The following is a 15,170-nucleotide window of genomic DNA, read 5'->3' on the forward strand; positions in this document are numbered from 1 at the left end:
GACAACCTTGACCGCCACGCAAACGCTGGCGTCAACCGACCGTCGGTTTGTCATAAAATCGCTGAACTATTTTTAGCACATTGCGCAGGAGTAGACGTCATGGCCTATTGGCTGATGAAATCCGAACCCGACGAACTGTCCATCCAGGACCTGGAAAAGCTCGGCCAGGCACGCTGGGACGGGGTCCGAAACTACCAGGCGCGCAATTTCCTGCGGGCCATGACGCAAGGCGATTCCTTCTTTTTCTACCACTCCAGCTGTCCGGAGCCGGGCATTGCCGGAATCGGACAGATCGTCCGGGCGGCCTACCCGGACCCGACGGCGCTCGAGCCCGACAGCCACTACTTCGACCCGAAGGCCAGTCCGGATAAGAACCCCTGGAGCGCGATCGATGTCGCCCATGTCGAAACCTTTCCCCGCGTACTGAAACTCGACTATCTCAAACAGCAAACCGCCCTGGCCGAAATGCCGCTGGTGCAGAAGGGCTCACGGCTGTCGGTGATGCCGGTGACGGCGGAGCAATGGGCAGCGGTAATGGCGTTGAAGTCGTAGCGCTATCGGCGCCCCTCAGTCCGCTATCGCGAGCAGGCTCGCTCCCACAGGGGTCTTCATCGAGTGGAGATCCAGTGTCGGAGCGAGCCTGCTCGCGATGAGGCCCGCCCAGACAGCACAAGACTTACTGGATGATCAGGTTGTTGAACAACAGATCATCGACCATCGGCTTGCCGGTCTCGTCGTTCATCACTTGCTGGGTCTGCTTCAACGCTTCCTGGCGCAACTTCTCCTTGGCTTCAAGGTTGTTCATTGTCTCGCTGCTCTGCTGGGCGAACAGCGCAACCAATTGGTTGCGAATCAGCGGTTCATTGGCCTTCACCGCCGCTGCAGCGGCATCGCCGGTCACGCGCAGGGCCACGTCGGCCTTGTAGACCTTCAGTTTCGCCGTGCCATCCAGACCATAGTTGCCCACGAAGGGCGGGCTCAGGGTGATGTAGCTGACCTTCGGCGCCTCACCTTCTTTTGCTTCCTTGGCCTCTTCGGCCATCACTGCCGCAGGCAGCGACAAGGCCAGCATCAACACGATCCACGCTTTCACATTCGACTCCTCATCCGGTTTTGCGGCCCAGCATACCGACCCGCCGTCCAAGCACAAGCTTATGGCCGGCTATCAGGGCGGGGCATGCTCGTTGACCCGTTGACTCTCACACCTACACTTATCGGCCATCACTCCCAAAGGAATAGCCCTGATGAAAGCCGTGCTGTGCAAAGAATTCGGCCCCGCCGAATCGCTGGTGCTGGAAGACGTCGCCAGCCCCGTCGCGAAGATGAACGAAGTGCTGCTGGACGTGCATGCCGCCGGGGTGAACTTCCCTGACACGCTGATCATCGAGGGCAAGTATCAATTCAAGCCGCCCTTCCCGTTTTCTCCCGGCGGAGAAGCGGCGGGGGTTGTGAGGGAAGTGGGCGAAAAGATCAGTCACCTCAAGGTCGGTGACCGGGTGATGGCACTGACCGGTTGGGGCAGCTTTGCCGAACAGGTCGCGGTGCCGGGCTACAACGTGTTGCCGATCCCGGCGTCCATGGACTTCAACACTGCCGCAGCCTTCAGCATGACCTACGGTACATCGATGCACGCCCTCAAGCAGCGGGCCAATCTGCAACCTGGTGAAACCCTGCTGGTGCTCGGCGCCTCCGGCGGCGTGGGCCTGGCGGCGGTGGAGATCGGCAAGGCCATGGGCGCGCGGGTGATCGCCGCCGCCAGCAGCGCGGAAAAACTCGCCGTGGCCAAGGCCGCCGGCGCCGACGAATTGATCAACTACAGCGAAACCAGCCTCAAGGACGAGATCAAGCGCCTCACCGACGGCCAGGGCGCCGATGTCATCTACGATCCGGTGGGCGGCGATCTGTTCGACCAGGCCATCCGCTGCATCGCCTGGAATGGCCGGCTGCTGGTGGTCGGTTTCGCCAGCGGCCGCATCCCCGAATTGCCGGTGAACCTGGCCCTGCTCAAAGGCGCTGCCGTGGTGGGTGTGTTCTGGGGCTCCTTTGCCCAGCGCCAGCCCCAGGACAACGCCGCCAACTTCCAGCAATTGTTCGTCTGGTTCGCCGAGGGCAGGCTCAAGCCGCTGGTCTCGCAGTTGTATCCACTGGACAACGCCGCCCAGGCGATCAATGACCTCGGCCAGCGCAAGGCTGTGGGAAAGGTGGTTGTGCAGGTGCGTTGACTGCATCGATGCGGCCCGGACGCCAATGGCGTCAGGCCGCGACTGCCATGGCATCGAAACGCTTGCAGCACCGAGACCCACAACGTCGTCAACTTATACCTGGGCGACGCGTTCGTTTATGAACATCCTTCCGGCAACATTTCCCCTGTGCAGAGCAAAACAAGCGATGCTATTTTCGGTAACGAAACTGTAATATTCGCATTCGCAGTCATAACAAGAATCCGGAGTCCTTGAATGTTTGCTTTCTTTCGCCCTGCCGCACACCAGGCACCCCTGCCTGAAGAAAAAATAGACAGCACCTACCGACGCCTTCGCTGGCAGATTTTCGCCGGGATTTTCATTGGGTATGCGGGTTACTACCTGCTGCGCAAGAACTTCACCCTGGCATTTCCAGACCTCATCGCCCAAGGCTATACAAAGGGCCAGCTCGGCGTGGCGGTGTCGGCGATTGCGATCGCCTACGGTCTTTCCAAGTTTCTGATGGGCATCGTGTCCGACCGTTCCAACCCTCGCTACTTCCTGCCCTTTGGCCTGGTGATGTCCGCCGCGGTGATGTTCGTGTTCGGTTTCGCACCGTGGGCGACGTCCAGCGTGACTATCATGTTCATCCTGTTGTTTATCAACGGCTGGGCGCAAGGCATGGGTTGGCCACCGAGCGGGCGAACCATGGTGCACTGGTGGTCGCAGAAAGAACGCGGCGGAGTGGTTTCGGTATGGAACACCGCGCATAACGTCGGCGGCGGCCTGATCGGCCCGTTGGCGATCCTCGGCATGGGGTGGTTCAACGACTGGCACAGCAAGTTCTACGTGCCGGCCGCCGTAGCCCTGCTGGTGGCTGTATTTGCCTTCATTGTCATGCGCGATACCCCGCAATCAACGGGGTTGCCGCCCATCGAGAAATACAAGAACGATTACCCGGAAGGTTACGACGCCAGCCACGAGAACGAATTCAGCGCCAAGGAAATCTTCGTCAAATACGTGCTGCGCAACAAAATGCTCTGGTTCATCGCACTGGCCAACGTCTTCGTCTATTTGCTGCGCTACGGCATCCTGGACTGGGCGCCGACCTATCTTAAAGAGGTCAAGCACTTCGACTTCGACAAGACGTCCTGGGCTTACTTCCTGTACGAATGGGCAGGGATCCCGGGCACGCTGCTGTGCGGCTGGATGTCGGACAAGATCTTCCGTGGCAACCGTGGCCTGACGGGTATGGTGTTCATGGCGCTGGTGACGGTCGCAACCCTGGTGTACTGGCTGAATCCACCGGGCAACCCGATGGTCGACATGATCTCGTTGTTCGCGATCGGCTTCCTGATCTATGGCCCGGTGATGCTGGTGGGCCTGCAGGCGCTGGAATTGGTACCCAAGAAAGCGGCCGGTACGGCTGCCGGTTTTACCGGCCTGTTCGGTTACCTGGGCGGTTCAGTCGCGGCCAGTGCCCTGATGGGCTACACGGTGGACTATTTCGGCTGGAACGGTGGCTTCATCCTGCTGATCGCCGCATGCCTGCTGGCCATGGCGTTCCTCGCGCCAACCCTGGGGCACAAGCAAGTCAGCAGTCAGAGCCGCGAAGCGGTGGCCTGATCGAGGGTTGATCTGCAACGCTTGAGCCGCGCCTCCAGATTCCGATCCGGCATGGCGTGGCTACGCAGGGCGTGAATGGTCTGCTCGACATAATCGCGAGTCGTGCCGAAACGCCCGCAGGCACTTTCGAACACCTGGCTCAGCACATGGTCCGGCAGGTTGCCGGCGTAGCTGGGCAGGTGTCGCTCCAGCACAAAGCCCAAGGCCTGCACGCGGTTGCCGTTCTCAAGCCGGCAACTGAGCCAGTGCGGACGATAGGACGGAACCGGCATCTCCCGTTGCCACAAGGCAAACAACGAGTCCTCGAGATTCTCCTCCGGCAATCGGTAGGCAAAACCGCTGCATGAGCCGCCGCGATCCAGCCCGAACACCAGCCCCGGCAACTCCGGCGTGCCGCGATGCTCATGGGACCACAGGTACAAACCGCGATGATAACCGTGGACCCGCCCACGTATCCGCTCCACTGCCGTGCATTCCGGCCGCCAGATCAATGAACCATAGGCGAACAGCCAGACCGGACCGCCTTGGTGAAGACGCATGGTCGATTGCATCGAAGCGAGCAATTGTTCTCGGGTCAGTTGCGCGCCCAGGTCGAGTCGTGGCGGATACAGGGCGCAGCTAATGGCGGTTTCGATAGCGGTCATGGCCGGTAGCGGAAGGCTCCTCGCGAGGATCGGGAAATGGATTGGCCCGCGTCATGGGCCTGACGCTTGCCAGATCCCAGGCAAGTTGGATGCCAGTCCCCCCATGACACTGGAAAATCCCTGTGGCGAGGGGATTTATCGAAACGTCGCACCGCCCCGCTGGGGCGCGAAGCGGCCCTCAAACCTGACACCTCGGTGTCCCAGACGGACCGTTTGGGCTGCTACGCAGCCCAGCGGGGATAAATCCCCTCGCCACAAAAAAGCATCATCCAGAATCGTTCAAGATCAAGGCTCAGCCGCGAGGCGCGTAGGCAAACACGTCGGCGCGCATCTGGTGGGCGTCCATCCCGGCTTCCACCAGTGCGTCGAGGGTGGCGTAGATCATGGCCGGCGAACCGCTGGCGTAGACGTGCACGCCAGAGAGGTCACTGATGTCTTCGCAAACCGCTTCGTGGAGCATCCCGCAGCGCCCTTCCCAGCCACACAAGTCGCTGACGACCTTGTGCAGGAACAGGTTCGGCAGTTTCTTCCACTCGTCCCAATGCTCGATTTCATAGAAATCGTCCGGCCGCCGCACGCCCCAATAGAGATGCACCGGATGCTTGAAGCCTTCTGCCCGGCAGTGCTCGATCAGGCTGTGCATCTGCGCCATGCCGGTACCGGCGGCGATCAACACCAAGGGGCCGTCGGGCAATTCGGACAAGTGAGTATCGCCAAAAGGCATTTCGACATGAACGTTGGGGTTGCGCTGCAGTTGCTCCAGCAGCGCCTTCGCACTGTTTTCGCGCACCAGCACGTGCAATTGCAGATCGCGCCCCGAATGCGGCGCCGACGCCAGGGAGAATGCCGACTTATCGCCATTCTCCCGCTCGATCATCAGATACTGCCCAGCGTGATAGCGCGGCGGCTTGCCCGCCGGCGCACGCAGGCTGACCCGCCAGACATCGCCACCCACATCGACACAACCAATGACTTGGCACGCCAAGCGACGCACCGGCAACTCGCCCGGCGCCAACACCCCGTCCCACAACACCACACAGTCCTCCAGGGGCTCGGCGATGCAGGTGAAGATCTCTCCGTGATCACGCACGTCGCCAGCCTGCTCCACGCGGCCTTCCACCAGCAACGCGCCACAGACATGGCAGTTGCCGTTGCGGCAGCTTTGCGGGCACTCATAGCCCAGGCGCCGCGCACCATCGAGAATTCGCTCGGCGGGCCGTATCTCCAGCACCGCACCGGATGGCTGCAAGGTCACACGCATCAATCTATTCCTAACTGATTCCAAATGGCATCGATCCGTTGAGTAACGGCTTCATCCTTGACGATGACCCGGCCCCACTCACGGGTGGTTTCTCCGGGCCATTTATGCGTGGCATCGAGCCCCATCTTCGACCCCAGGCCGGAGACCGGCGAAGCGAAGTCGAGGTAGTCGATCGGCGTGTTGTCGATCATCACCGTGTCGCGCTTGGGATCCATGCGCGTGGTGATGGCCCAGATCACGTCGTTCCAGTCCCGTGCATTGATATCGTCGTCAGTGACGATAACGAACTTGGTGTACATGAACTGTCGCAGAAACGACCAGACACCCAGCATCACCCGCTTGGCGTGCCCTGGATACGACTTCTTCATGGTCACCACGGCCATGCGGTACGAGCAACCTTCCGGCGGCAGGTAGAAGTCGGTGATCTCCGGGAATTGCTTTTGCAGGATCGGCACGAACACTTCGTTCAGCGCCACACCGAGGATGGCCGGCTCATCGGGCGGACGGCCGGTATAGGTGCTGTGGTAGATCGGTTTGATCCGATGGGTGATGCGCTCGACGGTGAACACCGGGAAGCTGTCGACTTCGTTGTAGTAGCCGGTGTGGTCGCCGTAGGGACCTTCATCGGCCATTTCACCCGGATGGATCACACCCTCGAGGATGATCTCGGCGGTGGCCGGGACTTGCAGGTCGTTGCCGCGGCACTTCACCAATTCGGTGCGGTTGCCACGCAGCAGGCCGGCGAAGGCGTATTCGGAGAGGCTGTCCGGCACTGGCGTGACCGCCCCGAGAATAGTCGCCGGGTCCGCGCCCAGGGCCACGGACACCGGGAAGGGCTGGCCGGGGTGTTTTTCGCACCACTCACGATAGTCCAGCGCACCGCCGCGGTGGCTCAGCCAACGCATGATGACCTTGTTGCGACCAATCACCTGCTGGCGATAGATACCGAGGTTCTGGCGATCCTTGTTCGGGCCTTTGGTGACGGTCAGGCCCCAGGTGATCAGCGGCCCCACATCGCCCGGCCAGCAGGTCTGCACCGGGAGCATCGCGAGGTCGACATCATCACCCTCGATCACCACCTCCTGGCAGATCGCGTCCTTGACGACTTTCGGCGCCATGGAAATGATCTTGCGGAAAATCGGCAATTTGGACCAGGCGTCCTTCAGGCCCTTGGGTGGCTCGGGCTCCTTGAGGAACGCCAGCAACTTGCCGATCTCGCGCAGCTCGTCGACCGACTCGGCGCCCATGCCCATGGCCACGCGCTCCGGCGTGCCGAACAGGTTGCCCAGCACCGGTATGTCATAGCCCGTTGGGTTCTCGAACAGTAACGCCGGGCCTTTGGCCCGCAACGTGCGGTCGCAGACTTCCGTCATCTCCAGCACGGGAGAGATGGGAACCTGGATGCGTTTCAACTCGCCGCGCTGCTCAAGCTGCTGCACGAAATCCCGAAGATCCTTGAATTTCATTGAGATGCCACCCCGAAAATAGGCGTACATCCTACCTGCTCCAGCGCCCGAACAGCAGCCCGCGCATGCGCAGAGCGGTCAATTATCAGCCGTACCCAGCAGCAGCGGAGCAAACAACGGTCCCAGGCGAGTGCTACCGAGGTCTGACAAATGATCTTCATCCCGGTATTGCGAGTAACCATTGGCCTCGATTGGGCAGACCCGATCCGAGCACATCAACGGCGTAGGGTCGATGACATGTACCCCGGGGTCGGCTGCCTTCATCGAGTCGAACAAAGCGCTCAGGAAATGTTGGCGTGCCAGGTGTTCCGAGATCGGGCGGCCCAGCCCCTCGGCTGAACGCCCTATCCGCGCCAGGCTCGTCAGTCGGCCGATGGCACCCTTACGCTGCAATGGCACCTCCTTGAACAACCAGACTTGCGCACCCGTCGCCCTGATTGCTGCGACGCGTGCCTTGAGCGCTGCGGCCATGCGCGCCTCGGCTTCGGCGGTATTGTCGCGGGGATCGAGCAACACCTTCTTGTCGCCGTCCTCACGACCGTAGACATAAAGGCTCCAGTTGGATGCCAGCACCACGTCCTTGATCTTCAGGTGACGAACCTGCTCCATGGTCCGCTCGTTGAAATCCTTGCAACGCGGCCTCGGGTCATCGCTGAGAATTGGCGGGCAGGCGCTCATGCTGTAAAGCCAGACCGGGCCACTACCGTGCGCGATGCTACTTTCAATCGCCGGCAACAGCGCCGCAGCGTGGCTGTCGCCCCAGAACAGCCGGGTCGCCGGGGCGTCCTTGTGCCCGCCCAGCAGGCATGCCTTGTCCAGACGTTTGTCTGAAGTCACCAACATGCACTCCATCTGCCCCGCTCGCCACTCCCGTGCCTGCGCGTACTCCATTGCTTTACCGGTAAGGCGCTGAGGAAAACCATCCGCCGACCGCACCACCGAACCCGTTACAGCCAGGGCGGTCATGGCCAGCAGCCCTCCCACCAACACTGGCTTGCGTCCGGCCAGCAAGCGTTTCTCACGGAACGGAAGCTCAACGAAATGCCAACTCAGCCAGGCAAGAACCAGTGCCAGCAGAATCCAGCCCGCCGCCTCCCAGGGCTGGATTCCGTCGATGGAGATGGCGTTGGCATAGACGTAGACCGGCCAATGCCACAGGTAAAAGGAATAGGAAAGCAAACCAACCCAGACCAGAGCCCTGGTACTTAACACCTGAGCGACCCAGGTTGAACACCGAGCGCCCGACCAGATCAACGCCGTGGCACCGAGCACAGGAAATAAAGCGGCCCAGCCTGGAAACACCGTTGTTTCGTCGAAGGTGAAAACCGCTGCCAGCACCGCCGCCAACCCAGCCACGGCGACGAATTGGCAGACCCACGGTTGAACAGCGCGTCTGGGCGCAGGCAGGACCGCGAGCATCGCCCCGCATAAAAGCTCCCAGGCGCGGGTCGGCAGCGAGAAGAAAGCGACGTCAGGCTTGCGGTCGATGTAAGCGATATTCAGCCCGAAAGAAATCAGCAGCAGGGCAAACAGCATCCAACGCCAATGGCGAACATGGCGCATCAGCAGCACCATCAGCAATGGAAAAAAGATGTAGTACTGTTCTTCAACAGCCAGGGACCAAGTGTGAAGCAGCGGCTTCAAATCCGAGGCAGGCGCGAAATAGCCATCTTCACGCATGAACAGGATGTTTGAGATAAACAGCGATTGATAACGAACCGTCCTGCCAAGCTCTGAAAAGTCCTTGGCCGTCAACAGCAACCAGCCCACGGCCAACGAAGCCAGCAGCACCACGCTCAAGGCCGGGAGGATACGTCGCGCCCGACGCGCCCAGAAATCGACGAAGCTGAAACGCTGCGCACTGATCTCGCGAAACAGGATGCTGGTGATCAGGAACCCGGAAATGACGAAGAAGACATCGACGCCGACGAAACCGCCACTGAATGCGCCAAAACCGAAGTGAAACAGAACTACCGGAATAACGGCCAGCGCCCTCAAGCCATCAATGTCGCGGCGGTTGCCAAACGTATGCATAACGCTCCTTGTCGCTTTGAAGACCCATGATGAACACGGACACTTACGACCTAAGGAAGTTGTGCATTTCGATACAATTTTTTGAAAAAAAAAGAGCGCCTCTTCGAGACGCCCTTTTTTAACAGTCTAACTTTGTGTCGCTTGCGCTAACTTCGTGTTACTTACGCTTCATCGACAAGAAGAACTCATCGTTGGTCTTGGTCGTCTTCAACTTGTCGACCAGGAACTCGATGGCAGCCACTTCGTCCATCGGATGCAGCAGCTTGCGCAGGATCCACATGCGCTGCAGCTCGTCATCGGCCGTCAGCAGCTCCTCACGGCGAGTGCCGGAGCGGTTGATGTTGATGGCCGGGAACACGCGCTTCTCGGCAATGCGACGGTCCAGGGGCAGTTCCATGTTGCCGGTACCCTTGAATTCCTCGTAGATCACTTCGTCCATCTTCGAACCGGTTTCAACCAGTGCGGTGGCGATGATGGTCAGCGAGCCGCCTTCTTCGATGTTGCGCGCGGCGCCGAAGAAACGCTTCGGCTTCTCCAGGGCGTGGGCATCGACACCACCGGTCAGTACCTTGCCGGAGCTCGGGATCACGGTGTTGTAGGCACGGGCCAGACGGGTGATGGAGTCCAGCAGGATGACCACGTCCTTCTTGTGCTCGACCAGGCGCTTGGCCTTCTCGATCACCATTTCGGCAACCTGCACGTGGCGGGTCGGCGGCTCGTCGAACGTCGAGGCGACCACTTCGCCGCGCACGGTACGCTGCATCTCCGTCACTTCTTCCGGACGCTCGTCGATCAGCAGCACGATCAGATGAACTTCAGGATTGTTGCGGGCGATGTTGGCCGCGATGTTCTGCAGCATGATCGTCTTGCCGGCTTTCGGCGGCGCCACGATCAGACCGCGCTGGCCTTTGCCGATAGGGGCACACAGGTCGATGACACGACCGGTGAGGTCTTCGGTGGAACCGTTACCGGCTTCCATCTTCATGCGCACGGTCGGGAACAGCGGGGTCAGGTTTTCGAAAAGAATCTTGTTCTTCGCGTTTTCCGGACGATCGAAGTTGATCGTGTCGACCTTGAGCAGCGCGAAATAACGCTCGCCTTCCTTCGGAGGGCGGATCTTGCCAACGATGGTGTCACCGGTGCGCAAGTTGAAGCGACGGATCTGGCTCGGCGAGACGTAGATATCGTCCGGGCCGGCGAGGTAGGAAGCGTCCGCGGAACGGAGGAAGCCGAAGCCGTCCTGGAGAATCTCCAGCACGCCATCACCGGAGATTTCCTCGCCGCTCTTCGCGTGCTTCTTGAGCAGGGAGAAAATCACGTCCTGCTTGCGCGAACGGGCCATATTTTCTATGCCCATCTGTTCGGCCAATTCGAGCAGTTCGGTAATCGGCTTTTGCTTGAGTTCAGTCAGATTCATATAGGAATGACGTAATCATTTATGGAGGGGGAAATTAAGCTTTTGGCTTAATGAGGCCGCGCCGCGGAGAAGGCGACAGGATCGCGTACTTATTCGAAAGGAGTGCGTCGGCGACGGCTTGCAGGGGGCAATGGAGAAACCAGTGCGGGGCCGAATGTACCACCTGGATTTGCGAGCGTCTAGCCCCGAATAACGAAAAAGCCCCGCGATTGGCGGGGCTTTTTCAACGGCATTCGGCGCTTAGATGTTGGCGTCGAGGAAAGCAGCCAGTTGCGACTTCGACAGCGCACCGACCTTGGTGGCCTCGACGTTGCCGTTCTTGAACAGCATCAGCGTCGGAATACCACGCACGCCGTGCTTGGCCGGGGTTTCCTGGTTTTCGTCGATGTTCAGCTTGGCGACGGTCAGCTTGCCCTTGTAGGTCTCGGCAATTTCGTCCAGGACCGGAGCGATCATCTTGCACGGACCGCACCACTCAGCCCAATAGTCCACCAGTACAGCGCCTTCGGCCTTGAGTACGTCAGCCTCGAAGCTAGCGTCGCTAACGTGTTTGATCAGATCGCTGCTCATGGAAATCTCCGGGGTTGTCAGCAAAAAAACGTGGCCCATCATAGCTGCCCTTCCCGGGTTCAGGAAGTCACTGTTGATTGAGTCTCGCTATGGCGCCGGACGCATTTGGACATGACCCGGGTCATGGGGTGGCCGGGGTGACGAAGCAGATTCCGGTGCGCAGTGCAGCGTTACGGACGTGGTCCTGCATGGCTTTCTGGGCGGAGCCCGAGGCACGCCGGGACAGCGCCCGCAGGATTTTTCGATGCTCCTGCCAGGTTTCCAGGGCCCTTTGCGCCCTGATGAACGGCAACTTCTGGCTCTCCAGGAATATCTCGGCGCTGGCGGTGAGGATGTTCAGCATTGCCTGGTTGCCGCCGGCCTGCAGGATTCGCCGATGAAACTCGAAATCGAGCCGCGCCGCCGCGTCGAAGTCCCCTGATTTCAGCTCCCGGCGCATGGCCTCGACGTTGTCTCCCAGCACATCGAGCTCATCGGGGCTCAGCGTCATCGCCGCCATTCCGGCCGCGAAGCCTTCCAGGGCATAGCGCAGCTGGAAGATATCCAGTGGCGAGACCTGGGCCGCGAACGGCCAGCCCGGTGTCGGCTCACCCCGCGAAACCTCCACTGACGATTGCACGAATACTCCTTTGCCCGGCTGCACGCTGATCATCCCCAACGCGCTCAATGACGACAGGGCCTCACGCAACGACGCCCGACTCACGCCCAGCTGCAGCGCCAGGTCCCGTTGCGACGGCAGCGCATCCCCCGGACCGAAGCCTTCATCGGCGATCAGTTTGCGGATGCCTTGCAAGGCCACTTCGGGAACCGCACGAGAGATGGAATTCATGTTTTTTCGGGTATATCGAGCCAGTGAGCGGCTAGTTGTAAAGCTATTCGCCGCGCCCGGCAAGTCGTGCCCCAGCAGGGTTCGACAGCAAATACCGACGCCCGATAAAGGTGCGAAACGCGCCCCAACTGTTCAGACCAGTCAGACCGAACCCCGCCAGCAAATCCGTGGCCTCGCAGGGTTTGAAAGCGCGTTGGCATGGCCTGTGCTCTGTCCGAACGCAGCAATCACATCATCGACCGCGGAGATTCGCCATGATCCAGCGTTGCAGCGCCCTGCTCACCGTTCTGTTTGCCAGCCTGATGCTCTGCCAGTTGCCCGCCCATGCCGACGGGCTGGAGGACGTGGTCAAGCGCGGCACCCTCAAAGTCGCGGTGCCCCAGGACTTCCCGCCGTTCGGCTCGGTAGGCCCGGACATGAAGCCCCGCGGCCTGGACATCGATACCGCGAAGCTGCTGGCCGACCAGCTCAAGGTCAAACTTGAGCTGACCCCGGTCAACAGCACCAATCGCATCCCGTTCCTGACCACCGGCAAGGTCGACCTGGTGATCTCCAGCCTGGGCAAGAACCCGGAGCGCGAGAAGGTCATCGATTTTTCCAGCGCCTACGCACCGTTCTACCTCGCCGTGTTCGGCCCGCCCGAGGCCGCCATCAATGGCCTGGACGACCTCAAGGGCAAGACCGTCAGCGTCACCCGGGGCGCCATCGAAGACATCGAGCTGACCAAGGTCGCCCCGGAAGGCACCACCATCAAGCGCTTCGAAGACAATAACTCGACCATCGCGGCCTATCTCGCCGGCCAGGTGGACCTGATCGCCAGCGGCAACGTGGTGATGGTCGCCATCAGCGAGCGCAACCCCAAGCGTGTCCCGGCGCTGAAAGTGAAACTCAAGGACTCGCCGGTGTACGTCGGCGTGAACAAGAACGAGCCCGCGCTGCTGGACAAGGTCAACCGGATCCTCGCCACGGCCAAGACCGATGGCAGCCTGGAGAAAAACGCCCAGACCTGGCTCAAGCAGCCGCTGCCGGCCGATCTCTGACCGCCATTTTGAGAGGCTGAGCATGGCTTATCAGTTCGATTTTCTGCCGGTGATGCAAAACACCGAGCTGCTGTTGCGCGGTGCGCTGTTCACCTTGGAACTGACGGCCATCGGCGCGTTGCTCGGGATCGGCCTGGGCATCGTCGGCGCCGTGGTGCGGGCGTGGAAGATCCGCCCGTTCGCGGCGATGTTCGGGGTGTACGTGGAGCTGATCCGCAACACACCGTTCCTGGTGCAGCTGTTTTTCATCTTTTTCGGCCTGCCGTCCCTGGGCGTGCAGATTTCCGAATGGCAGGCGGCGGTCCTGGCCATGGTGATCAACCTCGGCGCCTACTCCACCGAAATCATCCGCGCCGGCATCCAGGCTGTCCCCCACGGGCAGTTGGAAGCCGCCGCGGCCCTGGCGATGAGTCGTTTCGAAGCCTTTCGTCACGTGGTGCTGCTGCCGGCGCTGGGCAAGGTCTGGCCGGCCTTGAGCAGTCAGATCATCATCGTCATGCTCGGCTCGGCGGTCTGTGCGCAGATCGCCACCGAAGAGTTGAGTTTTGCCGCCAACTTCATTCAATCGCGCAATTTCCGCGCCTTTGAAACCTATGCACTGACCACACTGATCTATCTGTGCATGGCGTTGTTGATCCGCCAGTTACTGAACTGGGTGGGCCGTCGCTGCCTGTACAAGAGCAGCGCCAGGAGCGACCAATGAGCGACTTCACTTTCTGGGACGTGGTGCGCAACCTGCTCACGGGCCTGCAATGGACCCTCGCGCTGTCGCTGGTGGCGTTTATCGGTGGCGGCGTGATCGGTTTGCTGGTCATGGTGATGCGCATCGCCAGAGCCCCCCTGCCCCGCCACGTCGCCCGCACCTATATCGAGTTGTTCCAGGGCACACCGTTGTTGATGCAGCTGTTCCTGGTGTTCTTTGGCGTGGCCCTGGCCGGGGTGGAGATTTCGCCGTGGATGGCCGCAGCCATTGCCCTGACGCTGTTTACCAGCGCCTACCTGGCGGAGATCTGGCGCGGTTGCGTCGAAGCGATCTCCAATGGCCAATGGGAGGCGTCCTCGAGCCTGGCGCTGAACCGGCTGGAGCAATTGCGCTACGTGATCCTGCCCCAGGCCCTGCGCATCGCCGTGGCGCCGACCGTGGGCTTCTCGGTGCAAGTGGTCAAGGGCACGGCTGTCACCTCGATCATCGGCTTCACCGAGCTCACCAAGACCGGCGGCATGCTCGCCAACGCCACATTCGAACCCTTCATGGTCTATGGCCTGGTTGCCCTCGGCTATTTCCTCCTTTGCTACCCCTTGTCCCTCAGCGCACGCTACCTGGAAAGGAGACTGCATGCCTCTGCTTAGAATTACCGCCCTGCACAAATACTACGGCGATCATCACGTGCTCAAAGGCATCGACCTGACCGTCGAAGAAGGCCAGGTGGTCGCGATCATCGGTCGCAGCGGCTCGGGCAAGTCCACCTTGTTGCGCACGCTCAATGGCCTGGAGTCGATCAACGATGGCGTGATCGAAGTGGACGGCGAGTACCTCGATGCCGCTCGCGCCGATCTGCGCAGCCTGCGGCAGAAAGTCGGGATGGTGTTCCAGCAATTCAACCTCTTCCCACACCTGACCGTTGGCGAAAACGTGATGCTCGCGCCGCAGGTTGTACAAAAAGTATCCAAGGCCAAGGCGAGCGAACTGGCGCGGGAGATGCTGGAGCGGGTCGGGCTCGGTGAAAAATTCGACGCTTTCCCGGACCGCTTGTCCGGCGGCCAGCAGCAACGGGTGGCGATTGCCCGGGCCCTGGCGATGTCACCCAAGGTACTGCTCTGCGACGAGATCACCTCGGCCCTGGACCCGGAGCTGGTCAATGAAGTGCTCGGCGTGGTGCGGCAACTGGCCAAGGAAGGCATGACGCTGATCATGGTCACCCACGAGATGCGCTTCGCCCGCGAGGTGGGGGACAAACTGGTGTTCATGCACCAGGGCAAGGTGCATGAGGTGGGGGATCCCAAGGTGCTGTTTGCCGCTCCGAAGACGGCCGAACTGGCGAATTTTATCGGAATGATCGAGCCTGCTGTCTGAAAATCCGCGCCGTCAGGTCCGGCGCTCTT

Annotated in this window: 15 protein-coding genes; 7 read left to right on the forward strand and 8 right to left on the reverse strand. The window is 60.8% G+C overall.

The window, feature by feature from the left end; all coding sequences use genetic code 11:
- The first annotated feature begins 99 nt into the window (after positions 1 to 99).
- Positions 100 to 552 carry an EVE domain-containing protein gene (locus LOY35_RS26935; RefSeq protein WP_258629102.1) on the forward strand — a complete coding sequence of 151 codons (453 nt, stop codon included), beginning with the start codon at positions 100 to 102 and terminating at the stop codon, positions 550 to 552.
- Positions 553 to 676: 124 nt separating this feature from the next.
- Here LOY35_RS26935 and LOY35_RS26940 read toward each other — a convergent pair whose 3' ends face one another.
- Positions 677 to 1,093: a flagellar basal body-associated protein FliL gene (locus LOY35_RS26940; protein WP_258629103.1), complete on the reverse strand. Its 417-nt coding sequence runs from the start codon at positions 1,091 to 1,093 to the stop codon at positions 677 to 679.
- A gap of 151 nt (positions 1,094 to 1,244) precedes the next feature.
- On the opposite strand from LOY35_RS26940, the gene LOY35_RS26945 reads away from it, so the two are divergent.
- Entirely contained in the window at positions 1,245 to 2,222 is a 978-nt protein-coding gene (locus LOY35_RS26945; RefSeq protein WP_258629105.1) for an NADPH:quinone oxidoreductase family protein, read from the forward strand.
- 234 nt (positions 2,223 to 2,456) lie between these two features.
- Positions 2,457 to 3,806 (forward strand): glycerol-3-phosphate transporter, encoded by a 1,350-nt coding sequence (gene glpT, locus LOY35_RS26950; RefSeq protein WP_258629108.1) that lies wholly within the window; start codon positions 2,457 to 2,459, stop codon positions 3,804 to 3,806.
- Here the strand turns inward: glpT and LOY35_RS26955 are convergent.
- The 7 genes from LOY35_RS26955 to LOY35_RS26985 form a co-directional block, all read right to left on the reverse strand.
- On the reverse strand, positions 3,782 to 4,450 hold the full coding sequence (locus tag LOY35_RS26955) for a gamma-glutamylcyclotransferase (protein WP_258629114.1): 669 nt from the start codon (positions 4,448 to 4,450) through the stop codon (positions 3,782 to 3,784). The genes glpT and LOY35_RS26955 overlap by 25 nt on opposite strands.
- A gap of 292 nt (positions 4,451 to 4,742) precedes the next feature.
- Positions 4,743 to 5,711, reverse strand: a complete 969-nt coding sequence (locus LOY35_RS26960) for a CDP-6-deoxy-delta-3,4-glucoseen reductase (RefSeq protein ID WP_258629116.1) — start codon at positions 5,709 to 5,711, stop codon at positions 4,743 to 4,745.
- On the reverse strand, positions 5,711 to 7,177 hold the full coding sequence (ubiD, locus tag LOY35_RS26965) for a 4-hydroxy-3-polyprenylbenzoate decarboxylase (protein ID WP_258629117.1): 1,467 nt from the start codon (positions 7,175 to 7,177) through the stop codon (positions 5,711 to 5,713). Before ubiD ends, LOY35_RS26960 begins: the two co-directional genes overlap by 1 nt.
- Before the next feature lie 78 nt (positions 7,178 to 7,255).
- Complete coding sequence (locus LOY35_RS26970; protein WP_258629119.1) at positions 7,256 to 9,211, reverse strand: acyltransferase family protein; 1,956 nt, start codon at positions 9,209 to 9,211, stop codon at positions 7,256 to 7,258.
- 157 nt (positions 9,212 to 9,368) lie between these two features.
- Positions 9,369 to 10,628, reverse strand: a complete 1,260-nt coding sequence (gene rho, locus LOY35_RS26975; protein ID WP_003206716.1) for a transcription termination factor Rho — start codon at positions 10,626 to 10,628, stop codon at positions 9,369 to 9,371.
- A gap of 240 nt (positions 10,629 to 10,868) precedes the next feature.
- Positions 10,869 to 11,198: a thioredoxin TrxA gene (gene trxA, locus LOY35_RS26980; protein ID WP_003206727.1), complete on the reverse strand. Its 330-nt coding sequence runs from the start codon at positions 11,196 to 11,198 to the stop codon at positions 10,869 to 10,871.
- Between the two features lie 121 nt (positions 11,199 to 11,319).
- The gene (locus LOY35_RS26985) at positions 11,320 to 12,027 is read right to left on the reverse strand and encodes a FadR/GntR family transcriptional regulator (RefSeq protein WP_258629120.1); all 708 of its coding nucleotides are present in this window, start codon (positions 12,025 to 12,027) and stop codon (positions 11,320 to 11,322) included.
- A 254-nt stretch (positions 12,028 to 12,281) separates the two neighbouring features.
- On the opposite strand from LOY35_RS26985, the gene LOY35_RS26990 reads away from it, so the two are divergent.
- Genes LOY35_RS26990 through LOY35_RS27005 form a run of 4 tightly spaced genes read left to right on the forward strand, consistent with a single transcriptional unit; the run spans position 12,282 to position 15,141 of the window.
- Complete coding sequence (locus LOY35_RS26990; protein WP_258629121.1) at positions 12,282 to 13,067, forward strand: transporter substrate-binding domain-containing protein; 786 nt, start codon at positions 12,282 to 12,284, stop codon at positions 13,065 to 13,067.
- Positions 13,068 to 13,089: 22 nt separating this feature from the next.
- Positions 13,090 to 13,770, forward strand: coding sequence for an amino acid ABC transporter permease (locus LOY35_RS26995; RefSeq protein WP_258629122.1), 681 nt, complete (start codon positions 13,090 to 13,092; stop codon positions 13,768 to 13,770).
- On the forward strand, positions 13,767 to 14,417 hold the full coding sequence (locus LOY35_RS27000) for an amino acid ABC transporter permease (protein ID WP_258629124.1): 651 nt from the start codon (positions 13,767 to 13,769) through the stop codon (positions 14,415 to 14,417). The genes LOY35_RS26995 and LOY35_RS27000 overlap by 4 nt, the downstream gene beginning before the upstream one ends.
- Positions 14,404 to 15,141: an amino acid ABC transporter ATP-binding protein gene (locus LOY35_RS27005; RefSeq protein WP_258629125.1), complete on the forward strand. Its 738-nt coding sequence runs from the start codon at positions 14,404 to 14,406 to the stop codon at positions 15,139 to 15,141. Before LOY35_RS27000 ends, LOY35_RS27005 begins: the two co-directional genes overlap by 14 nt.
- Positions 15,142 to 15,170 lie beyond the last annotated feature (29 nt).

It is taken from the genome of Pseudomonas sp. B21-028, assembly GCF_024749045.1.
Taxonomy (GTDB): Bacteria; Pseudomonadota; Gammaproteobacteria; order Pseudomonadales; family Pseudomonadaceae; genus Aquipseudomonas.